Consider the following 23,142-nt stretch of genomic DNA (forward strand, 5'->3'; position numbering starts at 1 on the left):
CTGGGGTTGTCATTGTGCAAAAATCTCTACCAGCCGGGGGGCTATGTCGTCGAGGGTCAGGATCTGCGTCGCCGCGTCGATGGCCGCTGCCGCCTTGGGCATGCCATACACCGCGCTGCTTCGCTGGTCCTGGGCGATGGTCACGCAGCCTTGCTGGCGCATCAGTTTAAGCCCTTGTGCGCCATCGCGGCCCATGCCGGTAAGCAAGACACCCACCGCATCACCGTTCCAGAAGTGGGCGACGCTTTCGAAAAACACATCGATGGAAGGCCGATAGATCTCGTTGACCGGCTCGGCGGTGTAGGCCAGGGTGCCATTTTTCAGCAGGCGTAAATGATGGTTGGTGCCAGCCAGCAGCACCGTGCCATTTTGCGGCGGCTCGCCGTTTCGCGCCAGGCGCACCTTGTGGCCCGACACACTGGCGAGCCACTCGGCCATCCCGGCGGCGAACACCTCGTCCACACGCTGGACCAGGACAATGGCCGGGCCAAAGTCCCGTGGCAAGGCCTTGAGCAGGACTTCCAGCGCCGCCGGCCCGCCCGCGGACGAACCGATGGCCACCAGCCCGTTGCGGGACGCCGCGGCACGTTGGGCCGCCGGTACGGGACGCTCGCGACTGCCCCGCTCGCCGATCAGCCAGCCGATGTTGGTGATCTTGCGCAGCAACGGTGCCGCCGCGTCCTCCGGGTTGCCGACGCCCAGGGCCGGCGTATCCACCACGTCCAGGGCGCCGTTGCCCATGGCTTCGAACACCCGGTGCACGTTCTGCTGGCTGTCGCCGGTGACGATGAGGATGGCGCAGGGGTTGTCGGCCATGATCCGGCGCGTGGCTTCCACGCCATCCATGACCGGCATGAGCAGGTCCATCAGGATCAGGTCGGGGGTGTATTCGGCGCAACGCTGCACCGCCTCGGCGCCGTTGGCAGCCACCCAGACCAACTGGTGGGCCGGCTCGAACGCCAGCGCGCGGCGCAGGGCCTCGACTGCCAGGGGCATGTCATTGACGATGGCAATCTTCAAGAACGCGCTCCTCCGATCAGTTCCACCACGGCATCGAGCAAGGCGTCGTCATGGAAACTCGCCTTGGCCAGATAATAGTCGGCCCCCGCGTCCAGGCCACGGCGGCGGTCTTCTTCCCGATCCTTGTAGGACACCACCATCACTGGCAGCGATTGCAGGCGGTTGTCGCGCCGCAGCAGGGTCACCAGTTCGATGCCGTCCATGCGCGGCATGTCGATGTCGGTGATCAGCAAGTCGAAATCCTCGGAGCGCAGGGCATTCCAGCCGTCCATGCCGTCCACTGCCACGGCGACATCGTAGCCGCGCCCCAGCAGCAGCTTGCGCTGCAATTCACGCACGGTCAGGGAGTCATCCACCACCAGGATCCGCTTGCGCGGGGCCTGGGCCTGGTCCTGGCGGGCGATGCGCTCCAGGCGTCCGGTATCGAGCAGCTTGTCCACCGAGCGCAGCAGGTCTTCGACATCGACGATCAGTGCCACCGAGCCGTCGTCCAGCAAGGCGCCGGCGGAAATGTCCTGGACCTTGCCCAGGCGCTCGTCCAGCGGCAGGACCACCAGGGTCCTTTCGCCGATGATGCGCTCCACCGCCACGCCGTAGATCGTCTCGCGCTCGCGGATCACCACCACCTTGAGAGTCTGGCCACTGTTGCGGGTTGCCGGACGGTTGAGCAACTGGCTGGCGGCGACCAGCCCGACATGCCGGCCTTCATGCCAGAAATGCTGGCGACCCTCGACCTGTACGATGTCTTCCGGCGCCAGGTCGCACATGCGTTCGATGTGCGCCAGGGGAAAGGCATAGGCTTCGGAGCCGACTTCCACCACCAGGCTGCGCACTACCGAAAGCGTCAGCGGCACTTCCAGGTGGAAACGGCTGCCCTCGCCTGCGGTCTGCTCCAGTACCACCGCGCCACGCAGCTGCCGGACCATATGCTGGACGGCATCCAGGCCGACGCCGCGTCCGGAGACTTCGGTGACCCTGTCTCGCAGGCTGAAGCCGGGCAGGAAGAGAAAGGCCAGCAGTTCCTCTTCACTCAAGCTGGCAGCGGTGTGCTCGGGCGAAAGGCCGCGCTCGACGACGCTGCGGCGCACCCGTTCCAGATCGACGCCGGCCCCATCGTCGGACAATTGCAGGACCAGCAGACCGGCCTGATGGGAGGCACGCAGGCGGATCAGGCCCTCGGCAGGCTTGCCTGCCAGCAACCGTTGATCCGGGGATTCGATACCGTGGTCCACGGCGTTGCGCAGCAAATGAGTCAGCGGGGCTTCGAGCTTTTCCAGGACGTCGCGGTCCACCTGGGTTTTCTCGCCTTCGATTTCCAGGCGCACCTGCTTGCCCAGGCTGCGGCCCAGGTCCCGGACCATCCGCGCCTGGCCAGACAGTACGTCGGCGAATGGACGCATGCGACAGGCCAGCGCCGTGTCGTACAGCACCTGCGCCCGTTGGCTGGCCTGCCAGGCAAACTCATCCAGCTCGGCCACTTTCTGCGCCAGCAACTGTTGGGTCTCGGCCAGCAGGCGCCGGGCGTCACCCAGGGCCTCCTGGGCCTGAAGACTCAAGGCGTGATCCTTGAGGTGCACGTTCAGCTCTTCCAGGGCGCGCAAACCGTTGCCTTGCTGGCGCTTGAGCCGTTGCATCGTCGCCAGCCAGGGCCTGAGGCGCTGGGTTTCCACCAGGGATTTGCTCGACAGGTCCAGCAGGCTGTTCAGGCGCTCGGCGGTGACCCGCAGCACCCGCTCGCCCCCTTCACTGACCCGCTTGCCCTTGGGGGCCGGCTCCATGGGCGCGGGCGCTGGCTCCAGTTCCGGCAACTGGACCGGCATGGGCTCGATGGGCCTGGCGCTGACCGCCGCCGGTGCACCGGAGGGGTCGAGCAAGCGGGCCATCAGCGCCACGTATCCTTCGACATCGGACGCACCGACGCTGTTGCCCGGCGTGGCGATGCGCGTCAGCAGGTCGGTGCCTTGCAGCAAGGCATCGATGTGCTCGGCGCTCAGGCGCAGGCGTCCTTCCTGGGCGCTGACAAGACAATCCTCCATGACATGGGCCACGCTGACCCCGGCGTCCACCCCGACGATCCGCGCCGCGCCCTTGAGAGAGTGAGCGGCGCGCATGCACGACTCCAGGTGCTCGACCTGGGTCGGATCGCGCTCCAGGGCCAGCAGACCGGCGCTCAGCACCTGGACCTGGGCTTCGGCTTCCAGGCTGAACAGTTCCAGCAACGAGGCATCGCGCATCTGATCGGGGGTCATGACAGGCTCCGGGCCACGGCACTCAACAACTGCTCCTCGTCCAGCCAGCGCAGGCTGCGCTCCCTGAAGGGCAGCACGCCACGGGTGTATTTATCGCCAGATGGCGACGCGGCCGCCAGGATGCGTTCGTCGATGGCATGGATGCCGTCCACTTCATCCACAGGCATCACCACCGGCCCGCCCTGGGCCGCGACGATCAGCATGCGCGGCATGATCCGTCCACCGGATGCCGCGGCCGAGCCCGGTTCCAGATCCAGTAGTTGCACCAGCGACAGACAGGCCACCAGCGCCCCGCGCACATTCGCCACTCCCAGAAGGGCTCGCGAGCGCTGGTGCGGCAACGAATGGATCGGCTGCAAGGGCGCCACTTCCACCAGGCTGCGGGTGGTCAGCGCCAACCACTCCTCGCCCAGGCGGAACATCAGCAGCGAACGGGTGACAACATCGCTGTCCACTGGGGCATGGACCTGCTCCCGGTCGTCCTGTCGAAGGGCATAGCGGTCGAGCAGGCGAGTGGCCGCCGCCGAATACACCGAACAGTTGCGGCAATGAATATGCTCGGCCAGCAACGGACAGGACTTGTCCCCCAGTACGCCGATGCGGTTCCAGCAATCGTCGATGGCCTGGGCATCGTCACGGGTGACGTCATGGAAAACCGAACCGCTCATCGTGGATGCTCACTGTCAGCCGCGCGCCCGCTGCGGGCGGCGCGTTCCTGCAATCGACGGGCTCCGGCCGCGTCCCCCTGGGAAGCCAGCAGCGCCGCCAGATGCACCAGGGCCTCGGCGTGTTGCGGCTCAAGATAAAGCGCCTTGCGATAGAAACCCTGGGCCTGGAGCGCATTCCCGCCCATGTCGCTGAGCAGGCCCAGCCAGTAGAACACCTGGGCCTTGGGTGGATGGTTGCTCAAGTATCGCTCGCAGGCGGCCCGCGCCTCGGCGCTTTTGCCAGCATTGGCGAGCGTGGCGATATCGGCCAGCAAGGTGGCGGCGTCGCTGTCTTTCGCCGGAGCTACTTTCGTCGGAGCCACTTTCGGCGAGGCCATTGGCGTCACGCTCGCCATGAACGGCCGGGGCCGGGCGGGCGCAGGGGCCACGGGCGGCACGACACGGGGCGGCAGCGGCGCAGGCACCAGGGTGGGCAACGGCTGCGGTTCGGCGACACCCTGGCGGCTGAATGCGAACGACTGGGGCACGCCGATCGAGCGCAGGCCCAGCCGCCCCAGCAGGCTGCCCTCGGCGGGACCGATGAACAGCACGCCGTCCTGGTGGGTCAGGCGCTTGAGCACCTCGAATACCAGCCGTTGGGTCGGCTGGTCGAAATAGATCAGCAGGTTGCGGCAGAACACGAAATCGTAGGGGGCCTCGTTCGCCAGCAAGGCCGGATCCAGCAGGTTGCCCACCTGCAGGCGCACCTGCTCGCGGACCCGCTCGCCGAGACGATAGCCGTCCCCGTCGGCCGTGAAATATCGCTCGCGAAACGCCAGGTCCGCGCCCCGGAATGAATTCCTGCCATAACGAGCCTCCCGGGCGCGCTCCACAGAAAGCGGGCTGACATCCAGTCCATCGACCTTGAACTGGTGAGGCTGTACGCCGGCATCGAGCAGCGCCATGGCGATGGAATACGGCTCTTCGCCCGTGGAACACGGCAAGCTGAGAATGCGTAGCGCACGCAGGTGCCGGATCGCCGTCAGGCGCTGGACGGCCAGCCGGGCCAGGGTCGCGAAGGATTCCGGGTAACGGAAGAACCAGGTTTCCGGGACGATCACCGCTTCGATCAGTGCTTGCTGCTCCTGGGTCGATTGCAGCAGGCAGTGCCAATATTCTTCGACCGTTCGCCCTGGCACGGCGGTGATGCGCTGGCGTACGGCCCGTTCGATGATGGCCACGCCCACGGAGGTGACATCCAGGCCGATGCGCTCCTTGAGGAAAACGAAAAAACGCTGGTCGTTGTTCATGGCCGGGCCTTTGGCAGGTCAAGGCTCGGCGGCGTCGCGGGGAACAACAGCGCACGGACCGACTCATCGAGCAGGTCGTTGACCCGCACCCATTGCAGCAGCCCCTGGGCATCTTCGCGAACCGGCCCCAGGTACGGCGCCTGGCGGTTATCCAGGCCATAAGGCTGGAACTGCTCCGGGTCGCACCGCAAGGTATCGGTGGCCTGCTCCAGGATCAACCCCAGCACCTGCTCCGCCGATTGCCCCTCGGGCCGATAGTGCACCAGCACCAGCCGCGTACTGGTGCGGATCTCGGCGGGCTGGCCGAAGGTCAGGCTGCACAGATCGATCACCGGCACCACCGTTCCACGCCAGGCGAATACCCCGGCCACCCAGGACGGGGCCCGGGCAATCGGCTTGAGGGGCATGCGCGGCAACACCTCCACCACGTCGGTGGCCGCCAGGGCATAGCGCTCGTTGCCGATGCGAAACTGCAGGAACAGCATCTGACGGGCCGCCGGCGCGGTGCCACGTCTGGCCTCGAAGTCGCTCATCAGACTTTGAAACGCGAGACGCCGCTGCGCAGCCCCACGGCCACCTGGCTCAGTTCGTCGATGGCGGAACTGGCCTGGCGCAGGGACTCCACGGTCTGGCTGCTGGCATCGCCCAGTTGCACCAGGGCGTGGTTGATCTGCTCGGCGCCGGTGGCCTGGGCCTGCATGCCTTCGTTGACCATCAACACCCGCGGCGCCAGCGCCTGGACCTGATGGATGATCTGCGACAGTTGCTCGCCGACCTGCTGCACCTCGGCCATGCCCCGGCGTACTTCCTCGGAAAACTTGTCCATGCCCATCACGCCCGCCGACACGGCGGACTGGATTTCGCGCACCATCTGCTCGATGTCGTAGGTGGCCACGGCCGTCTGGTCGGCCAGGCGCCGCACTTCCGTGGCGACCACGGCGAAACCACGACCGTATTCACCGGCCTTCTCGGCTTCGATGGCGGCATTGAGGGACAGCAGGTTGGTCTGGTCGGCAACCTTGACGATGGTGGTCACCACCTGGTTGATGTTGCCGGCCTTCTCGTTGAGGATCGCCAGCTTGGCGTTCACCAGGTCGGCGGCCCCCATGACCGAATGCATGGTTTCCTCCATCCGCGCCAGGCCCTGCTGGCCGGAGCCGGCGGCCACCGAGGCCTGGTCGGCGGCGGTGGACACTTCGGTCATGGTGCGCACCAGGTCCCGGGACGTGGCGGCGATTTCCCGGGAGGTGGCGCCGATCTCGGTGGTGGTGGCGGCGGTCTCGGTGGCGGTGGCCTGTTGTTGCCGCGAAGTGGCGGCGATCTCGGTCACCGAGGTGGTGACCTGCACGGACGAGCGCTGGGCCTGGGACACCAGTGCCGTCAGCTCGGCCATCATGTCGTTGAAGCCGGTTTCCACGGCACCGAATTCATCCTTGCGCGCCAGGTTCAGGCGCCCGCTCAGGTCGCCGCTGCGCATGACGTCGAGGATCTCCACGATGCGGTTCATCGGCGCCATGATCGCGCGCATCAGCAACAGGCCGCAGAGCAAGGCAATGACCAGCGCGACGAGCAACGACAGCCCCATGGCGATCTTGGCTGCCATGACCGCTGTGCCGATGGTATCGGCCGCCTGCTCCGCCAACTCGCGGTTGCGCTCGATGATCTGGTTCAGATGTCCGCGTCCGTCGAGCCAGGCCGCTGTCAAATCCTTGTTCACGACCTGCCGCGCGCCTTCATAATCCTTGCGCTGATACAGGTCCAGGGCCTTGGCCAGGGCCTGGTTGAAAGTCTGGTGATTGACCTCGAATTCATCGAAAGAGACCTGGTCGGCGGGATCTTCGATCAGCTTCTGGTAATTCTGTATTTCCTCGCGCAAGTGCTGCTCGAAGCCCTGGTATTGCGCCCGGTCTTCGGCGGTGATTTCGCGATTGCCGGAAAGACCGACGATTTGCTGGGTCTTGACGTAGCTGTCGACCCAACCGCCACGAATCATGGAGCTGTAGTACACCCCCGGCAGCGCATCGGCCCGGACTTTTTCTTCACTGTCCTGGATCTTCAACAACCGTGAATACGAGACAACCACCATCAGCAGCATGATGGCGATGATCACCGCGAAACTCGCCAGGATGCGTTGGCGCAATGTCCAGTTCTTCACAGTAAAACCTCGGGCATTTGAAAATGCTGGGGAGTATAGCCGAGGGCGGCGTAGCGTCTGCATGGAGGCTTGGGAGGATTTTGATCAAGTCAGGATAGCGATGGAGTGCGTTCCTGTGAGAGCGAGCTTGCTCGCGATAACGATGTACCCGTCGAAACGCTGCGACTGACCAAACGCCATCGCGAGCAAGCTCGCTCCCACAGGAAATAGCGCTGGCACACAAGACTGCCAAACACTCCCACAGGGAATTGTGTTGGGGCTGTTCTAGGCACTCGCCTGGCGCACCTGCTTTTCCAGTTCTGCCTTCAACCCCGGCTCCAGCTTGAGTTGGCGCGCCAGTTCATCGAGGTAGGACTTCTCCATGAAGTTTTCCTCGTCCACCAGCATCACGCTGGCGATGTACATCTCCGCGGCGATTTCCGGCGTGCTGGCGGCACGGGCGACGTCGGCCGGATCCAGGGGTTTGTTGAGCTCGGCATGCAGCCAGTGCTGCAGTTCCTGGTCGCTGTCGAGCTTGGTGAATTCGCCCTCGATCAACTGCCGCTCACGCTCGTCCACGTGACCATCGGCCTTGGCCGCCGCCACCAGCGCCCTGAGGATCGCCTGGCTATGCTGCTCGACCTGCGCCGCAGGAACGCGGTCCAGGGTCTGCGGTTCGGTTTTCGGGGCGCTGCCCTGCTGGGCCTGCCAGTTGCCATAAGCCTTGTAGGCGATCACGCCCAGGGCGGCCAGGCCACCATAGGCCAGGGCCTTGCCGCCGAAATTGCGGGCTTTCTTGTTGCCCAGCAACAAGCCCATGGCCCCGGCGGCCAGCGCCCCGCCGCCTGCGCCGGACAGCAGGCCGCCGAGGTTGCCACCGGCACCGCCGAGCAGCCCGCCCAAGCCACCGGACGATTTGCCCTGGGAAGCGCCCGCCTTGTTCTGCAACATTTCCTGACCGGACTTGAGTAGCTGGTCGAGCAATCCGCGAGTGTTCATTTGCTGCCTCCACGCATTCGGGGTAACCGGATCATTAAGGCCATCAGCCTAGATCGAAAGTGCCCCGCTGCCCCTGGCGAGATTGCTTCGAGATGTTGCCCCTCCCCTCGCTACCCATTGAAAAAACCGATATACACTGCGGCAGATCGATAAAACCGCCGACCGGATGCTTTCCCATGATGACGTTGCGCCAGATTCGCCATTTCATCGCCGTGGCCGAGACCGGCTCGATTTCCGCCGCCGCACAGACGGCCTTCATTTCCCAGTCCACCCTGACCCTGGCCATCCAGCAACTGGAGCAGGAAATCGGCGTCAGCCTGTTCAATCGTCACGCCAAGGGCATGACCCTGACGCACCAGGGGCATCAATTCCTGCGCCAGGCCCATCTGATCCTGGCCACCGTCGACAATGCCAAGCGCAGCCTGCAACACAGCACCGACCAGGTGGCCGGCCAGGTCACCATCGGTGTCACCAGCCTGGTGGCCGGCTACTACCTGGCGGACCTGCTGACTCGCTTCCAGCGCGCCTACCCCAACGTGGACATCCGGGTGATGGAGGACGAACGGCCGTATATCGAGCACCTGCTGGTCAGCGGCGAAATCGATGTCGGGGTGCTGATCCTGTCCAACCTGGAAGACCGTCACGCCTTGCAGACCGAGGTGCTGACCCATTCCCCCCACCGCTTGTGGCTGCCGGCGCAGCACCCGCTGCTGGAGCGCGACAGCATCAACCTGGCCGATGTCACCCGTGAGCCACTGATCCAGCTGAATGTCGACGAAATGGACCGCAACGCCCAGCGCCTGTGGCGCGGTGCCGGCTTGCAACCGAAGATCACCCTGCGCACCGCTTCCACCGAAGCGGTGCGCAGCCTGGTGGCGGCGGGGCTTGGTGTGTCGATCCAGCCGGACATGACCTACCGCCCCTGGTCGCTGGAAGGCGACATCATCGAGGCGCGACCGATTGCCGACCTCAGCCAGACCCTCGACGTCGGCCTGGCCTGGCGCCGGGGCACGGCGCGGCCGGCGTCGGTCGATCCGTTCCTGGCCGTCGCCCGGGAACAGCCTCATGGCGGGCGCAAGCCATCTATTTAATCGAATGCAGCCTTGAGTATTTCGAATTTGTCGGCCTTGAGGCTGAGCACTAGTCTTGCTGCATGACCGCGACCCTGGTGGGAGCGAGCTTGCTCGCGATGGCGAAGTGTCAGCAACGCATTTGTCGTCGGATAGATAGACCGTCATCGCGAGCAAGCTCGCTCCCACAGGTTCTGTGTTTCAACCGAAAGAAGAGAAATCGGACATGGCTGACACGCAAACCCCGTTGTGCACCGCGTTGCTGATCGACGCAGAGCTCGTTGCCGGTGAAGGCCCTGTCGAGCCGATCCTCAACCCGGCCACCGGTGAGGTGCTGGCCCACATCGCCGAAGCCAGCAGCGAGCAGGTGGAAGCCGCGATCCTGGCCGCCCATCGCGCCTTCGACGGGTGGTCGCGCACCACGCCGCAACAACGCTCCAACCTGCTGCTGGACATCGCTGGCGCCATCGAAAGGAACGCCGATCAACTGGCTCGCCTCGAATCCCTGAACTGCGGCAAACCGCTGCACCTGGCGCGCCAGGATGACCTGAGCGCCACGGTGGACGTGTTCCGCTTCTTCGCCGGCGCCGTGCGCTGCCAGACCGGCCAGCTCAGCGGCGAATACCTGCCTGGCTACACCAGCATGGTGCGCCGCGACCCGATTGGGGTGGTGGCATCCATCGCCCCGTGGAATTACCCGATCATGATGGCCGCGTGGAAAATCGCCCCCGCCCTGGCCGCCGGCAATACCCTGGTGTTCAAACCGTCGGAGCACACGCCGCTGTCGATCCTGGCCCTGGCACCGGTATTGGCCCGGATCCTGCCGCCAGGCGTGATCAACATCATCTGCGGAGGCGGCGAAGGGGTGGGCAGCCACCTGGTCAGTCACCCCAAGGTGCGCATGGTTTCCCTGACCGGCGATATCGTCACCGGGCAGAAGATCCTCCAGGCAGCGGCAAAGACGCTCAAGCGTACGCACCTGGAATTGGGCGGCAAGGCGCCAGTGATCGTATGCGATGACGCCGACCTGCAGGCCGTGGTCGAAGGCGTGCGCACCTACGGTTATTACAACGCCGGACAGGATTGCACCGCAGCCTGCCGGATCTACGCCCAGGACGGCATTCACGACCGCCTGGTGGCCGAGCTCGGCGCGGCGGTCAGCAGCCTGCGCTTTGCCGGCAGGCGCGATGCCGACAATGAAATCGGCCCGCTGATCAGCACCCGCCAGCGCGACCGTGTCGCCAGTTTCGTCGAGCGCGCCCTCGGCCAGCCCCACATCGAACGCATCACCGGCGCGGCGGTGCATTCCGGCGCGGGTTTCTTCTATCAGCCCACCCTGCTGGCCGGTTGCAAGCAAAGCGACGAGATCGTCCAGCGTGAGGTGTTCGGCCCGGTCGTCACCGTGACCCGCTTCGACGAGCTCAGCCAGGCGGTGGATTGGGCCAACGACTCCGAATACGGCCTGGCCTCCTCGGTATGGACACAGAACCTGGACAAGGCGATGCAGGTGGCGGCACGGCTGCAATACGGCTGCACCTGGATCAACAGCCACTTCATGCTGGTCAGCGAAATGCCCCATGGCGGCCTGAAACGTTCGGGTTATGGGAAAGACCTGTCCAGCGACTCGCTCCAGGACTACAGCGTGGTGCGCCACATCATGGCCCGCCACGGCCAGCATCTGTAGATAACAGCACTACTCTAATAACAGGCCTTCAATGGCGCTTCACCCTGTTGAAACACTGCCCCGACCATAATTAAAGCAAGAGGGATTTCCATGTACGCGCACAAGACCGCATTGCTCAGCGCAATCACCACGGCGCTGCTGACCAGCGTCAGCCTGCAGGCCGCCGAACCAGCCAAGGCTGTTGGCGCAGGGGAAGGCCAACTGGATATCGTCGCCTGGCCGGGCTACATCGAACGCGGTGAAACCGACAAGGCCTACGATTGGGTGACCGGATTCGAGAAAGAAACCGGCTGCAAGGTCAATGTGAAAACCGCCGCGACCTCCGACGAAATGGTCAGTCTGATGACCAAGGGCGGCTACGACCTGGTCACCGCCTCCGGCGATGCCTCGCTGCGGCTGATTGCCGGCAAGCGCGTGCAGCCGATCAATACCGCCCTGATTCCCAACTGGAAGAACCTCGATCCACGTCTCAAGGATGCGCCGTGGTACGTGGTCAACCAGCAGACCTACGGCACCCCGTACCAGTGGGGGCCGAACGTGCTGATGTACAACACCGACGTGTTCAAGCAACCGCCCACCAGCTGGAGCGTGCTGTTCAGCGCCCAGGACCTGCCGGACGGCAAGCCGAACAAAGGTCGCGTACAAGCCTATGATGGCCCGATCTATATCGCCGACGCGGCGCTGTACCTCAAGACCGCCAAGCCCGAGCTGGGCATCAAGGACCCGTACCAACTCGATGAAGCGCAATACAAGGCCGTGCTGGAATTGCTGCGGGCCCAGCAACCGTTGATCCACCGCTACTGGCACGACACCACCGTGCAGATGAGCGACTTCAAGAACGAAGGTGTGGTGGCGTCCGGCGCCTGGCCGTATCAGGTCAACGGCCTGATGAACGAGAAACAACCGATCGCCTCGACCATTCCAAAAGAAGGCGCCACCGGCTGGGCCGATACCACGATGCTCCACGCCGACGCCAAGCACCCCAACTGTGCGTACAAGTGGATGGACTGGTCGCTGCAACCGAAAGTCCAGGGTGACGTGGCGGCCTGGTTCGGTTCCCTGCCAGCGGTGCCGGCAGCGTGCACGGGCAGTGAACTGCTGGGGGCCGAAGGCTGCAAGACCAACGGCTTCGACCAGTTCGACAAGATCGCCTTCTGGAAAACTCCACAGGCCGAGGGCGGCAAGTACGTGCCCTACAGCCGCTGGACCCAGGACTACATTGCGATCATGGGTGGGCGCTAAGTCCCTCAGTCGGCGAAAAAACCGGAGCTGAGCACCGCTCTTGTGACGAGGGGATTTATCCCCTCGCCACAGGTCCGTGCCCGACAATCCAGCCATGACTCAATAGAAGCCCCGCTTTCTGGAGCACCGCACCATGACACTTGCAGTCCAGTTCACCCAGGTATCCCGTCAGTTCGGTGAAGTGAAGGCCGTTGACCGGGTTTCCATCGACATCCAGGACGGCGAGTTCTTTTCCATGCTGGGCCCTTCCGGTTCGGGCAAGACCACCTGCCTGCGGCTGATCGCCGGTTTCGAACAGCCCAGCGCCGGCTCGATCCGTATCCATGGCGAGGAAGCCGCCGGATTGCCGCCCTATCAGCGCGACGTGAACACGGTCTTCCAGGATTACGCCCTGTTTCCCCATATGAATGTGCGCGACAACGTCGCCTATGGCCTGAAAGTCAAAGGCGTCGCCAAGGCCGAGCGCATCCAGCGCGCCGATGAAGCCCTGCAGATGGTTGCCCTGGGCGGCTATGGCGAGCGCAAGCCGGTGCAACTTTCCGGCGGCCAGCGCCAGCGCGTGGCCCTGGCCCGGGCGCTGGTCAACCGTCCACGGGTGTTGCTGCTGGACGAACCCCTGGGCGCCCTCGATCTCAAGCTGCGCGAACAGATGCAGGGAGAGTTGAAGAAACTGCAACGCCAGTTGGGCATCACCTTCATTTTCGTCACCCACGACCAGACCGAAGCCTTGTCGATGTCCGACCGCGTGGCGGTGTTCAACAAGGGGCGCATCGAACAGGTCGATACGCCGCGCAACCTGTACATGAAACCGGCGACCACCTTCGTCGCCGAGTTCGTCGGCACCTCCAATGTGATCCGTGGCGAACTGGCTCGGCAATTGAGTGGTTATCCACAGGCGTTTTCGATCCGCCCGGAACACGTGCGCTTCGCCGAAGGCCCGCTCGCCGGCAATGAAATCGAAGTCCAGGGACTGCTTCACGACATCCAGTACCAGGGCAGCGCCACGCGCTACGAGGTGAAACTCGACAACGGCCAGACCCTGAACCTCAGCCAGGCCAATACCCAATGGACCGACAACGCGGCCCAGCATCAGGCCGGCCAACCGTTGCGCATTCGCTGGGCCCGGGAAGCGATGGTCGTGTTGCATGACACCGTCGGCGGCGAGGTGTGACATGAACACCCAGGCCCTGCCCCAGACGTCCACCTCCGGTTCTGCGTTGCGACGTTTTTCCAACCTGCTCTACCGACGCCCCAACCTGTACCTGTCGCTGCTGCTGGTACCGCCGCTGATCTGGTTCGGCGCGATCTACCTGGGCTCGCTGCTGACGTTGTTGTGGCAGGGTTTCTACACCTTCGACGACTTCACCATGGCGGTCACGCCTGACCTGACCCTGGCGAATTTCATCGCGCTGTTCCAGCCCTCGAACTTCGACATCATCCTGCGCACCCTGGGCATGGCCATCGTCGTGTCCATCGCCAGCGCCATCGTCGCGTTCCCGATTGCCTACTACATGGCCCGCTACACCCGCGGCAAGACCAAGGCGTTTTTCTACATCGCGGTGATGCTGCCGATGTGGGCCAGTTATATCGTCAAGGCCTATGCCTGGACACTGTTGCTGGCCAAGGGCGGCGTGGCCCAGTGGTTCGTCCAGCACCTGGGCCTGGAGCCGGTGTTGCAGTTCGCACTGGGGATTGCCGGCGTGGGCGGCAGTACCTTGTCCACGTCGCACCTGGGCCGTTTCCTGGTGTTCGTCTACATCTGGCTGCCGTTCATGATCCTGCCGATCCAGGCCTCCCTGGAGCGCCTGCCGCCGTCATTGCTGCAAGCCTCGGCGGACCTGGGCGCCAGGCCGCGCCAGACCTTCATGCACGTGATCCTGCCGTTGTCGATCCCGGGCATCGCCGCCGGCTCGATCTTCACCTTCTCACTGACCCTGGGGGATTTCATCGTGCCGCAGCTGGTGGGCCCGCCGGGCTACTTCGTCGGCAGCATGGTCTACGCCCAGCAAGGCGCCATCGGCAACATGCCCATGGCCGCGGCGTTCACCCTGGTGCCCATCGTGCTGATTGCCATCTACCTGTCTATCGTCAAACGCCTGGGGGCTTTCGATGCACTCTGACTCTCAAGACCGGGCCTCCTGGGGCTTGCGGATCGCGGCGTGGGGCGGACTGGTGTTCCTGCATTTCCCGATCCTGATCATCTTCCTCTACGCCTTCAACACCGAGGATGCAGCCTTCAGTTTTCCGCCCAAGGGCCTGACCCTGAAGTGGTTCAGCGTGGCGTTCTCGCGCCCTGACGTCCTGGAGGCCATCAAGCTGTCATTGCAGGTGGCGGCCATTGCCACGCTGATCGCCATGGTACTCGGCACCCTGGCTTCGGCCGCGCTGTATCGCCGTGACTTCTTCGGCAAACAGGGGATCTCGCTGATGCTGATCCTGCCGATCGCCCTGCCGGGCGTCATCACCGGCATTGCCCTGCTGGCCTCCTTCAAGACCCTGGGAATCGAGCCCGGGATGTTCACGATCGTCGTGGGCCACGCGACCTTTTGCGTGGTGATCGTCTATAACAACGTCATCGCCCGCCTGCGTCGCACTTCCCACAGCTTGATCGAAGCGTCCATGGACCTGGGCGCCGACGGCTGGCAGACCTTTCGCTACATCATCCTGCCCAACCTCGGCTCGGCGTTGCTGGCAGGCGGGATGCTGGCGTTCGCGCTGTCGTTCGACGAGATCATCGTCACCACCTTTACCGCCGGTCACGAACGCACCTTGCCGCTGTGGCTGCTCAACCAGCTCAGCCGCCCCCGCGACGTGCCGGTGACCAACGTGGTGGCGATGCTGGTGATGCTGGTGACGATGTTGCCGATACTGGGCGCCTATTACCTGACCCGAGGGGGTGAGAGCGTGGCCGGTAGCGGCGGGAAATAATCCACAGTGATCGCTCACTGGGAAACCGCAACCGCGTGGGAGCGAGCTAGCTCGCGAAGGCGTCGAGTCAGTCGCTGCAAAGGCTCAATGACCACCGCTATCGCGAGCAAGCTCGCTCCCGCAGGGGACTTGGGAAAACATTCAAGAGAGGACTTGGACATGCAAACCAAACTGCTGATCAACGGCCAGCTGGTGAACGGCGAAGGCCCCGGCCAGGCGGTGTTCAACCCTGCCCTGGGACGGGTGCTGGTGGAAATCAACGAGGCCAGCGAGGCCCAGGTCGATGCCGCCGTGCGTGCCGCCGACGGCGCCTTCGACAGTTGGTCGCAAGTGCCCCCCAAGGACCGTGCCCTGCTGCTGCTCAAGCTCGCCGATGCCATCGAGGCCAACGGCGAGGAACTGGCGAAGCTGGAGTCGGACAACTGCGGCAAACCCTTGAGCGCCGCGCTGAACGACGAGATCCCGGCGATCGCCGACGTGTTCCGCTTCTTTGCCGGCGCCAGCCGCTGCATGAACGGTTCGGCCGGCGGCGAATACCTGCCGGGTCACACCTCGATGATCCGTCGCGACCCGGTGGGGGTCATCGCATCCATCGCGCCGTGGAACTACCCACTGATGATGGTCGCCTGGAAGATCGCACCAGCCCTGGCCGCCGGCAATACCGTAGTGCTCAAGCCGTCGGAACAGACCCCGCTGACGGCGTTGCGGCTGGCGGAACTGGCGTCCGGAATTTTCCCGGCCGGCGTGCTCAATGTCGTGTTCGGCCGTGGACAGACCGTCGGCCAGCCGTTGGTGACCCATCCGAAAGTGCGTATGGTGTCGCTGACCGGCTCCATCGCCACCGGCTCGAACATCATTTCCAGCACCGCCGACAGCGTCAAACGCACGCACATGGAACTGGGCGGCAAGGCCCCGGTGATCATCTTCGACGACGCCGACATCGACGCGGCAGTGGAAGGCATCCGCACCTTCGGTTTCTACAATGCTGGCCAGGACTGCACAGCGGCCTGCCGGATCTATGCCCAGCAAGGCATCTACGAAAAGTTTGTTGAAAAGCTCGGCGCGGCGGTGGGCAGCATCAAGTACGGCCTGCAAACCGCGCCGGACACCGAGATGGGCCCGCTGATCACCGCCCAGCATCGCGACCGCGTGGCCGGTTTCGTCGAACGGGCCATCGCCCAGCCGCACATCCGCCTGGTCACCGGGGGCAAGGCGGTGGAGGGCAATGGGTTCTTCTTCGAACCGACGGTACTGGCCGACGCCCAGCAGGACGACGAAATCGTGCGCCGGGAAGTCTTCGGGCCGGTGGTATCCGTCACGCCGTTCCTCGACGAGGCGCAAGTGCTGGCCTGGGCCAATGATTCGGACTACGGCCTGGCTTCATCGGTATGGACCGCCGACATCGGACGTGCCCACCGCTTGTCGGCACGCCTGCAATATGGCTGCACCTGGGTGAATACCCACTTCATGCTCGTCAGCGAAATGCCCCACGGCGGTCAGAAACGCTCCGGCTATGGCAAGGACATGTCCATGTATGGGCTGGAGGATTACACCGTAGTGCGGCATGTCATGTTCAAGCATTGAATGCCAGGCAATGTCGGCAACCCATCCGCGGTTGCCGCGCCTTGTTCCTGCCAAGGGTTTCGTCGATCGGTGCAGGCTGGCCGGTTGACGCCAACCCAGGCAGCGGTGGCCGGTACGGATATACGCAATGATTGGCCACGCCCACCGCCCGGCCGCTCTTAGAATCTCGACACGCTCCTCATCGCGTCCACCAGATAACGCATGGCGATCCGGTCGTTTTCCGACAGCTCCCGGTAGCGTTCCACCAATCTCAATTCTTCCAGGCTGAGTCGGCGTTTCCTGCGCCCATGGGTCAAGTTTGGAAAGAGCCCCAGCATTTCGGTAATGCCCTGAATTTTTGTCATGAACTTGTCCTTCATACGTCGAATTGGATTACCTGAATCCTGATAGCCCTTTGAATTGACGGCCCGAGCCGTTCTTTCAGCCTAAGAATAGGGATGATTCATAGGGTGAGAAGAGATTTTTAGAGTAATTAGTCAAAAATTGCAGGCACTTCCAATAAAAAAGAAATATCTGTAAGAAAATTTAACCAGGTCATGGTTTCCCCTCTCACTCCTGCCTGTGTATCCCCTATGATTTCGCGCCGCGGTGAACCGATCCGGCTCTCAGGCATCTGTTCTTACGTTTGTCGCGTTTGGCCAAAGGCATTGTCCGAACTCCCTAATCACTCTCCGTTGCCAGGAACGGCTCGGGATTGCTTCGAATAAGGTTGTATTTATGCATCGTAGGAACCTGCTCAAAGCCTCCATGGCGTTCGCCGCCTACACCGGTCTATCCGCTTCCGGGCTCATGGCCGCGCGCGCCTGGGCCGCCGACCAGGCCGCCGACGGCGAAGCCCGGCCCTTTGACTTCAAAGGGTTGAAGGAACAGGCCCGGCGCCTGGCCGAACGTAGCTATGTCGATACCAAGCAAGTCTTGCCCGAAACCCTGGCGATGATGTCGCCGCTGCAGTTCAACGCCATCCGGTATGACGCCAACCATTCGCTATGGAATGAGCTGGACGGTCAGCTGGACGTGCAGTTCTTCCACGTCGGCATGGGCTTCAAGCAGCCGGTGCGCATGCACAGCGTCGATCCCAAGACCCGCATGGCCCGCGAGGTGCACTTCCGCCCCGAGTTGTTCAACTATGAGAAAACCACGGTCAACACCTCCCAACTGAAGGGTGACCTGGGGTTCGCCGGATTCCGTGCGTTCAAGGCTCCGGAACTGGACCGGCACGACATCGTTTCATTCCTGGGCGCCAGTTACTTCCGCGCGGTGGACGCCACCGGCCAGTACGGGCTTTCGGCCCGTGGATTGGCCATCGATACCTACGCCAAACGGCGTGAGGAATTCCCGGACTTCACCCAGTTCTGGTTCGAGACCCCGGAGAAGAACAGCACCCGCTTCGTGGTCTACGCCCTGCTCGATTCCCCCAGCGCTACCGGTGCCTATCGATTCGACATCGATTGCCAGCCGACCCGGGTGGTGATGGAAATCGATGCCCACGTCAATGCCCGTACCGCCATCGAGCAACTGGGCATTGCCCCGATGACCAGCATGTTCAGCTGCGGCACCGTGGAGCGGCGCATGTGCGACACCATTCACCCGCAGATCCACGACTCCGACCGGCTGGCCATGTGGCGCGGCAACGGCGAATGGGTCTGCCGTCCACTGAACAACCCTGCCACCTTGCAGTTCAACGCCTTCGCCGACAAGAACCCGAAGGGCTTCGGCCTGGTGCAGAGCGACCATGATTTCGAGAGCTACCAGGACACCGTGGACTGGTACAGCAAGCGTCCAAGCCTGTGGGTCGAGCCTACGACCGCATGGGGAGAGGGCTCGGTGGACCTGCTGGAGATTCCTACGACCGGCGAAACCCTGGATAACATCGTCGCGTTCTGGTCGCCGAAGAAACCGGTCGCGGCCGGCGATTCGCTGAACTATGGCTACAAACTCTACTGGAGCGCACTGCCGCCAGTGAGCACGGACCTGGCGCAGGTCCATGCGACTCGTTCGGGCATGGGCGGTTTCATCGAGGGCTGGGCGCCGGGCGAACATTACCCGACCGTCTGGGCGCGTCGCTTCGCCGTGGATTTCAATGGCGGCGGTCTCGACCAACTGCCACCGGGCACCGGCATCGAACCGGTGGTGACCTGCTCCCATGGCGAGGTGAAGGATTTCAACGTGCTGGTGCTGGATGCGATCAAGGGTTATCGCATCACCTTCGACTGGTACCCCACGGATGACCGTGTGGACCCGGTGGAAATGCGCCTGTTCATTCGCACCAAGGACCGGACCCTGAGCGAGACCTGGCTGTACCAGTACTTCCCGCCAGCGCCGGATAAGCGCAAGTATCCCTGACACAATCCGGGTGTCCGGGCTGGCCCATCGCGAGCCTGCTCGCGATGGGGTCGACCCAGAAACCGACTATCCCGACCCGATCAAACAACAAGCCCCGGCCAGAACGACCGGGGCTTGTTGTTTGATCGGCATTCAGTCCCGAAGATCCGACTCGTGGATCGGCTGGTCCCGATGCGTCGCCCGCTGGTACTGCGCCGGCCAGGTGGCCTTGCGTCCGCCCAGGTCATCATCGGCATGCAGGGCCCAGTACGGATCGCGCAACAACTCGCGGGCCAGGAAAATGATGTCTGCCTGGCAGGTGCGCAGGATGTGCTCGGCCTGGGCCGGCTCGGTGATCATGCCGACAGTGCCGGTGGCGATTTCCGACTCCTTGCGCACCCGCTCGGCGAAACGGGTCTGGTAGCCCGGACCGGTGGGGATCTCCGCATTCGCCGCGGTGCCGCCCGAGGATACGTCGATCAAGTCCACCCCCACCGCCCTGAGTCGCCGTGCCAGCTCGACGGTTTCATCGGGGTTCCAGCCATCCTCGACCCAGTCGGTGGCCGATACCCGCACGAACACCGGCAACTCCTCGGGCCATACGGCCCGCACCGCCTCGGTGACCTGAAGCACCAGGCGGATGCGATTCTCGAACGAACCGCCGTACAGGTCACGGCGCTGATTGCTCAACGGCGACAGGAACTGATGCAGCAGGTAGCCATGGGCCGCATGGACCTCGACCACTTTGAAACCGGCCGTCAGGGCGCGCCGGGCGGCCTCCACGAACGCCTGGATGACCGCATGGATCTGGCCTTCGTCCAGTTGGACCGGCTGGGTGTGCTGCGGATCGAAGGCAATCGGCGACGGACCGACCGGGATCCAGCCGCCGTCCTCCGGCTTCACGCTGCCATGCTTGCCAAGCCAGGGGCGCCAGGTGCTGGCCTTGCGCCCGGCATGGGCCAGTTGAATGCCCGGCACGGCGCCCTGGGCAGTGATGAAGCGGGTGATCCGCTGCAGCGGTTCGATCTGTTCGTCGTTCCACAACCCGAGGTCCTGGGCGGTGATACGACCTTCGGCGGTGACGGCGGTGGCTTCGGTGAACACCAGGCCGGCGCCGCCCACGGCACGGCTGCCCAGGTGCACCAGGTGCCAGTCATTGGCCAGGCCATCGGCGCTCGAATACTGGCACATCGGCGACACCGCGATGCGATTGGGCAGGGTCAGTTGGCGTAGGGTATAGGGTTCCAGCAGCAGACTCATGGGGCACCTCTCGAATCAGTGGGCAGGCTCCAGGGTTCTGTTTGAAAAGTCGACGAGTGACAGAAGGTGCAACACCCGCCCCCGCGGGCAAAATAGAAATGGACAAGACGTCACAAGGGCTATCAACCAGTGCTTAGAGCCTAGTCGACAACCCGCAAGGACGGAGGGTTCAGAACTTAAAAAACGACGGTGTGACGCAATGGCGTCCCCCTGTGGCGAGGAGCTTGCTCCGGCAGGGCTGCGAAGCGGCCCCCGTCCAGCCATCACATCGCAAGAGGACGCAGGCGCGCCCAGCGCGAGCAAGCTCCCTCGCCACAAAGGCCCATCGGCTAGCGCGGTTCGATATGGGCAATCATCAACTGCACCGTTTCCTGACCACGGAACTCGTTGAGGTCGAGTTTGTAGGCCAGTTCGACCCAGCGCACAGTGGGGTTCGGCCACACCTCGCGGTCGATGCCGAAGGCGATGCCATCGAGCTTCACCGACCCGCACTCGCTCTTGAGGACGACCTTAAGGTGCCGTTCGCCCACCACGCGTTGTTCGACCAACTGGAACACGCCATGGAACATCGGCTCCGGGAAATGCTGGCCCCAGGGACCGGCATGGCGCAGCGCCCGGGCCAGTTCGAGGTGAAATTCCTCCACCGCCAGGGTGCCGTCCGACAACAGCCGGCCGGTCAGGTCTTCTTCGCGCAGCTGCCGGCGCACTTCCGCATCGAACGCCTCGGCGAACAGCGGGAAGTTCGCCTCGGGCAAGGTCAGCCCGGCCGCCATGGCGTGACCGCCGTACTTGCTGATCAGGGTGGGATGCTGCGCCGCCACCACGCTCAGCGCATCACGAATGTGAAAGCCCGGCACCGAGCGCCCCGAACCCTTGAGCAAGCCGTCCCCGGCATCGGCGAAGGCAATGGTCGGACGGAAATAGCGCTCCTTCATCCGCGAGGCGAGAATGCCGATGACCCCTTGGTGCCACTGGGGATCGAACAGGCACAAGCCGAACGGCATCGAGTCCACCGGCAGCTCCTTGAGCTGGGCCAGCGCCTCGCGCTGCATCCCCTGCTCGATGGATTTACGGTCCTGGTTCATGCCATCCAGTTGCGCGGCCATGTCCCGGGCCAGGTTCGGGTCGTCGGTGAGCAGGCATTCGATACCCAGGCTCATGTCATCCAGGCGCCCGGCCGCATTCAGTCGTGGTCCGAGGATGAACCCCAGGTCAGTCGAGGTGATGCGCGAGTGATCGCGCCGGGCGACTTCCAGGATGGCCTTGATGCCGGGACGGGCGCGCCCGGCGCGGATGCGTTCCAGGCCCTGGTGCACCAGGATCCGGTTATTGGCGTCCAGGGGCACCACGTCGGCGACGCTGCCCAGGGCCACCAGGTCCAGCAGCTCGCCGATGTTCGGCTGCGGTGTGTCGGCGTATCGGCCGAGGCTGCGCAGGCGCGCTCGCAGGGCCATCAGCACATAGAAAATGACGCCCACGCCAGCCAGCGCCTTGCTCGGGAATTGGCAGCCCGGCTGGTTCGGGTTGACGATGGCGTCGGCCGCCGGCAGTTCGGGTCCGGGCAAGTGGTGATCGGTGACCAGCACCTTGAGCCCCGCCGCTTTCGCCGCCGCCACGCCTTCCACGCTGGAAATGCCGTTATCCACGGTGATCAGCAATTGCGGCTCGCGGGCCAGGGCGACCTGGACGATTTCCGGGGTCAGCCCGTAGCCGTATTCGAAGCGGTTGGGAACCAGGTAATCGACATGAGCCGCCCCCAGCAGGCGCAGCCCCAGCATGCCCACCGTGCTGGCCGTCGCGCCGTCGGCATCGAAGTCGCCGACGATCAGGATCCGTTGGCGCTGCTCCAGGGCCGCCACCAGCAGGTCCACCGCGGCATCGATGCCCTTGAGCTGCTGGAAAGGGATCAGGCGCGCCAGGCTCTTGTCCAGTTCAGCCTCGGACTGTACGCCACGCGCCGCGTACAGGCGGGTCAGCAAGGGTGGCAGGTCACCAAGGAACGGCAGGGTGTCGGGCAGCGGGCGAGGTTCTATGCGCATGGGGTAGCAGACATTCTTCTGTAGATCATGGGGTCAATTGTGTCGCAGAGGGAGCGGTGCGGGAGCAAGCGCGCCCCCTACACGGTGTCATTCGCTCAACCGCGCTCGCCCAGCAACCATTGCAACTGCACTTCATGCTGCCCACGGTCGTCGGTGACGAAAATCGTCCCTTCGCTGATCATCACATCCCACTTGATCACGCGGGGCATGTCCTGGGCCAGGGTTTCCAGTACCTCTTGCGGAACGGCGGCGATATTGACGTTCTTCAGGCCCTTGACGGCCGGCACAACCTTGCCTTCCCACACCCGCAGGCTGCCATACGCCAGCAGGCTGGTGCGTTCGGTACGACGCGAGCACCAGGTCAGGCGCTCGGCATCGGGCTGGCCGACTTCGATCCAGTGCAGCACCCGATCATCCAGGCTTTTTTCCCACAGTGCGGGTTCGTCGACATCTGACAGACCCCGGCCAAATGACAGCTGCTCGTTGTACCAGAAGGCGTAGGCCAACAGGCGCACGGTCATGCGCTCTTCGGTTTCCGAAGGATGGCGGGCGATGGTCTGCTTCACGTTCTCGTAGATACCGCGATCGAGGTCGGTGAGGTTCAGTTCAAACTTGTAGGTCGTGGACGGCTGGGCCATGAACGGGCTTCTTGAG

Annotated in this window: 19 protein-coding genes; 8 read left to right on the top strand and 11 right to left on the bottom strand. The window is 63.9% G+C overall.

Translation table 11 applies throughout. The features are described 5' to 3' along the window. Positions 1–9: 9 nt before the first annotated feature. The 7 genes from BT179_RS09000 to BT179_RS09030 form a co-directional block, all read right to left on the bottom strand. Positions 10–1,020, bottom strand: a complete 1,011-nt coding sequence (locus tag BT179_RS09000; RefSeq protein WP_072449244.1) for a chemotaxis response regulator protein-glutamate methylesterase — start codon at positions 1,018–1,020, stop codon at positions 10–12. Beyond that, complete coding sequence (locus BT179_RS09005; protein ID WP_072430832.1) at positions 1,017–3,269, bottom strand: hybrid sensor histidine kinase/response regulator; 2,253 nt, start codon at positions 3,267–3,269, stop codon at positions 1,017–1,019. Before BT179_RS09005 ends, BT179_RS09000 begins: the two co-directional genes overlap by 4 nt. Continuing rightward, on the bottom strand, positions 3,266–3,937 hold the full coding sequence (locus tag BT179_RS09010) for a chemotaxis protein CheW (protein ID WP_072388046.1): 672 nt from the start codon (positions 3,935–3,937) through the stop codon (positions 3,266–3,268). Before BT179_RS09010 ends, BT179_RS09005 begins: the two co-directional genes overlap by 4 nt. Next, entirely contained in the window at positions 3,934–5,226 is a 1,293-nt protein-coding gene (locus BT179_RS09015) for a CheR family methyltransferase (RefSeq protein WP_072430831.1), read from the bottom strand. Before BT179_RS09015 ends, BT179_RS09010 begins: the two co-directional genes overlap by 4 nt. Next, positions 5,223–5,759: a chemotaxis protein CheW gene (locus BT179_RS09020; RefSeq protein WP_072388050.1), complete on the bottom strand. Its 537-nt coding sequence runs from the start codon at positions 5,757–5,759 to the stop codon at positions 5,223–5,225. The genes BT179_RS09015 and BT179_RS09020 overlap by 4 nt, the downstream gene beginning before the upstream one ends. Continuing rightward, positions 5,759–7,381 (bottom strand): methyl-accepting chemotaxis protein, encoded by a 1,623-nt coding sequence (locus BT179_RS09025; protein ID WP_072388052.1) that lies wholly within the window; start codon positions 7,379–7,381, stop codon positions 5,759–5,761. Before BT179_RS09025 ends, BT179_RS09020 begins: the two co-directional genes overlap by 1 nt. Before the next feature lie 264 nt (positions 7,382–7,645). After that, positions 7,646–8,359: a tellurite resistance TerB family protein gene (locus tag BT179_RS09030; RefSeq protein WP_072430830.1), complete on the bottom strand. Its 714-nt coding sequence runs from the start codon at positions 8,357–8,359 to the stop codon at positions 7,646–7,648. A 176-nt stretch (positions 8,360–8,535) separates the two neighbouring features. Between BT179_RS09030 and BT179_RS09035 the strand changes: the two genes are divergently transcribed. From BT179_RS09035 to BT179_RS09065, 7 genes are all read left to right on the top strand, one after another. Further along, positions 8,536–9,450, top strand: a complete 915-nt coding sequence (locus BT179_RS09035; protein ID WP_072388056.1) for a LysR family transcriptional regulator — start codon at positions 8,536–8,538, stop codon at positions 9,448–9,450. A gap of 205 nt (positions 9,451–9,655) precedes the next feature. Beyond that, complete coding sequence (locus BT179_RS09040; protein ID WP_072430829.1) at positions 9,656–11,113, top strand: gamma-aminobutyraldehyde dehydrogenase; 1,458 nt, start codon at positions 9,656–9,658, stop codon at positions 11,111–11,113. Positions 11,114–11,203: 90 nt separating this feature from the next. Then, positions 11,204–12,355, top strand: a complete 1,152-nt coding sequence (gene ydcS / locus BT179_RS09045; protein ID WP_072388060.1) for a putative ABC transporter substrate-binding protein YdcS — start codon at positions 11,204–11,206, stop codon at positions 12,353–12,355. Between the two features lie 133 nt (positions 12,356–12,488). Continuing rightward, positions 12,489–13,526, top strand: coding sequence for an ABC transporter ATP-binding protein (locus BT179_RS09050; protein WP_072388062.1), 1,038 nt, complete (start codon positions 12,489–12,491; stop codon positions 13,524–13,526). 1 nt (position 13,527) lies between these two features. Then, positions 13,528–14,475 carry an ABC transporter permease gene (locus BT179_RS09055; RefSeq protein ID WP_072430828.1) on the top strand — a complete coding sequence of 316 codons (948 nt, stop codon included), beginning with the start codon at positions 13,528–13,530 and terminating at the stop codon, positions 14,473–14,475. After that, positions 14,465–15,283: an ABC transporter permease gene (locus BT179_RS09060; RefSeq protein ID WP_072430827.1), complete on the top strand. Its 819-nt coding sequence runs from the start codon at positions 14,465–14,467 to the stop codon at positions 15,281–15,283. The genes BT179_RS09055 and BT179_RS09060 overlap by 11 nt, the downstream gene beginning before the upstream one ends. Positions 15,284–15,442: 159 nt before the next feature. Beyond that, entirely contained in the window at positions 15,443–16,867 is a 1,425-nt protein-coding gene (locus tag BT179_RS09065; protein ID WP_072388068.1) for a gamma-aminobutyraldehyde dehydrogenase, read from the top strand. A 158-nt stretch (positions 16,868–17,025) separates the two neighbouring features. Here the strand turns inward: BT179_RS09065 and BT179_RS09070 are convergent, their stop codons facing one another. Then, positions 17,026–17,211 (bottom strand): hypothetical protein, encoded by a 186-nt coding sequence (locus tag BT179_RS09070; protein ID WP_072430855.1) that lies wholly within the window; start codon positions 17,209–17,211, stop codon positions 17,026–17,028. A gap of 373 nt (positions 17,212–17,584) precedes the next feature. Here BT179_RS09070 and BT179_RS09075 point away from each other — a divergent pair, with 373 nt between their 5' ends. Beyond that, positions 17,585–19,210 carry a glucan biosynthesis protein D gene (locus BT179_RS09075; protein WP_072388070.1) on the top strand — a complete coding sequence of 542 codons (1,626 nt, stop codon included), beginning with the start codon at positions 17,585–17,587 and terminating at the stop codon, positions 19,208–19,210. Positions 19,211–19,342: 132 nt separating this feature from the next. Here the strand turns inward: BT179_RS09075 and BT179_RS09080 are convergent, their stop codons facing one another. The 3 genes from BT179_RS09080 to BT179_RS09090 all read right to left on the bottom strand — a co-directional run bounded on the left by BT179_RS09080 (position 19,343) and on the right by BT179_RS09090 (position 23,126). Next, a complete protein-coding gene (locus BT179_RS09080; RefSeq protein ID WP_072430826.1) occupies positions 19,343–20,449 on the bottom strand; it encodes an NADH:flavin oxidoreductase/NADH oxidase in 1,107 nt (368 codons plus the stop codon). Between the two features lie 329 nt (positions 20,450–20,778). Further along, on the bottom strand, positions 20,779–22,488 hold the full coding sequence (gene recJ, locus BT179_RS09085) for a single-stranded-DNA-specific exonuclease RecJ (RefSeq protein WP_072388074.1): 1,710 nt from the start codon (positions 22,486–22,488) through the stop codon (positions 20,779–20,781). Between the two features lie 95 nt (positions 22,489–22,583). Then, entirely contained in the window at positions 22,584–23,126 is a 543-nt protein-coding gene (locus BT179_RS09090) for a YaeQ family protein (RefSeq protein ID WP_072388076.1), read from the bottom strand. Positions 23,127–23,142: the final 16 nt, after the last annotated feature.

Origin of the sequence: Pseudomonas sp. NFACC43, assembly GCF_900119645.1 — a bacterium.
Taxonomy (GTDB): domain Bacteria; phylum Pseudomonadota; class Gammaproteobacteria; order Pseudomonadales; family Pseudomonadaceae; genus Aquipseudomonas.

What these genes read in the sequence shown, in the direction of transcription:
- BT179_RS09005 (WP_072430832.1), bottom strand. Translation starts at nt 3,269, where the DNA reads ATGACCCCCGATCAGATGCGCGATGCCTCGTTGCTGGAACTGTTCAGC.
- BT179_RS09010 (WP_072388046.1), bottom strand. Translation starts at nt 3,937, where the DNA reads ATGAGCGGTTCGGTTTTCCATGACGTCACCCGTGACGATGCCCAGGCC.
- BT179_RS09015 (WP_072430831.1), bottom strand. Translation starts at nt 5,226, where the DNA reads ATGAACAACGACCAGCGTTTTTTCGTTTTCCTCAAGGAGCGCATCGGC.
- BT179_RS09020 (WP_072388050.1), bottom strand. Translation starts at nt 5,759, where the DNA reads ATGAGCGACTTCGAGGCCAGACGTGGCACCGCGCCGGCGGCCCGTCAG.
- BT179_RS09030 (WP_072430830.1), bottom strand. Translation starts at nt 8,359, where the DNA reads ATGAACACTCGCGGATTGCTCGACCAGCTACTCAAGTCCGGTCAGGAA.
- BT179_RS09035 (WP_072388056.1), top strand. Translation starts at nt 8,536, where the DNA reads ATGATGACGTTGCGCCAGATTCGCCATTTCATCGCCGTGGCCGAGACC.
- BT179_RS09040 (WP_072430829.1), top strand. Translation starts at nt 9,656, where the DNA reads ATGGCTGACACGCAAACCCCGTTGTGCACCGCGTTGCTGATCGACGCA.
- ydcS (WP_072388060.1), top strand. Translation starts at nt 11,204, where the DNA reads ATGTACGCGCACAAGACCGCATTGCTCAGCGCAATCACCACGGCGCTG.
- BT179_RS09050 (WP_072388062.1), top strand. Translation starts at nt 12,489, where the DNA reads ATGACACTTGCAGTCCAGTTCACCCAGGTATCCCGTCAGTTCGGTGAA.
- BT179_RS09055 (WP_072430828.1), top strand. Translation starts at nt 13,528, where the DNA reads ATGAACACCCAGGCCCTGCCCCAGACGTCCACCTCCGGTTCTGCGTTG.
- BT179_RS09060 (WP_072430827.1), top strand. Translation starts at nt 14,465, where the DNA reads ATGCACTCTGACTCTCAAGACCGGGCCTCCTGGGGCTTGCGGATCGCG.
- BT179_RS09065 (WP_072388068.1), top strand. Translation starts at nt 15,443, where the DNA reads ATGCAAACCAAACTGCTGATCAACGGCCAGCTGGTGAACGGCGAAGGC.
- BT179_RS09070 (WP_072430855.1), bottom strand. Translation starts at nt 17,211, where the DNA reads ATGACAAAAATTCAGGGCATTACCGAAATGCTGGGGCTCTTTCCAAAC.
- BT179_RS09075 (WP_072388070.1), top strand. Translation starts at nt 17,585, where the DNA reads ATGCATCGTAGGAACCTGCTCAAAGCCTCCATGGCGTTCGCCGCCTAC.
- BT179_RS09080 (WP_072430826.1), bottom strand. Translation starts at nt 20,449, where the DNA reads ATGAGTCTGCTGCTGGAACCCTATACCCTACGCCAACTGACCCTGCCC.
- recJ (WP_072388074.1), bottom strand. Translation starts at nt 22,488, where the DNA reads ATGCGCATAGAACCTCGCCCGCTGCCCGACACCCTGCCGTTCCTTGGT.
- BT179_RS09090 (WP_072388076.1), bottom strand. Translation starts at nt 23,126, where the DNA reads ATGGCCCAGCCGTCCACGACCTACAAGTTTGAACTGAACCTCACCGAC.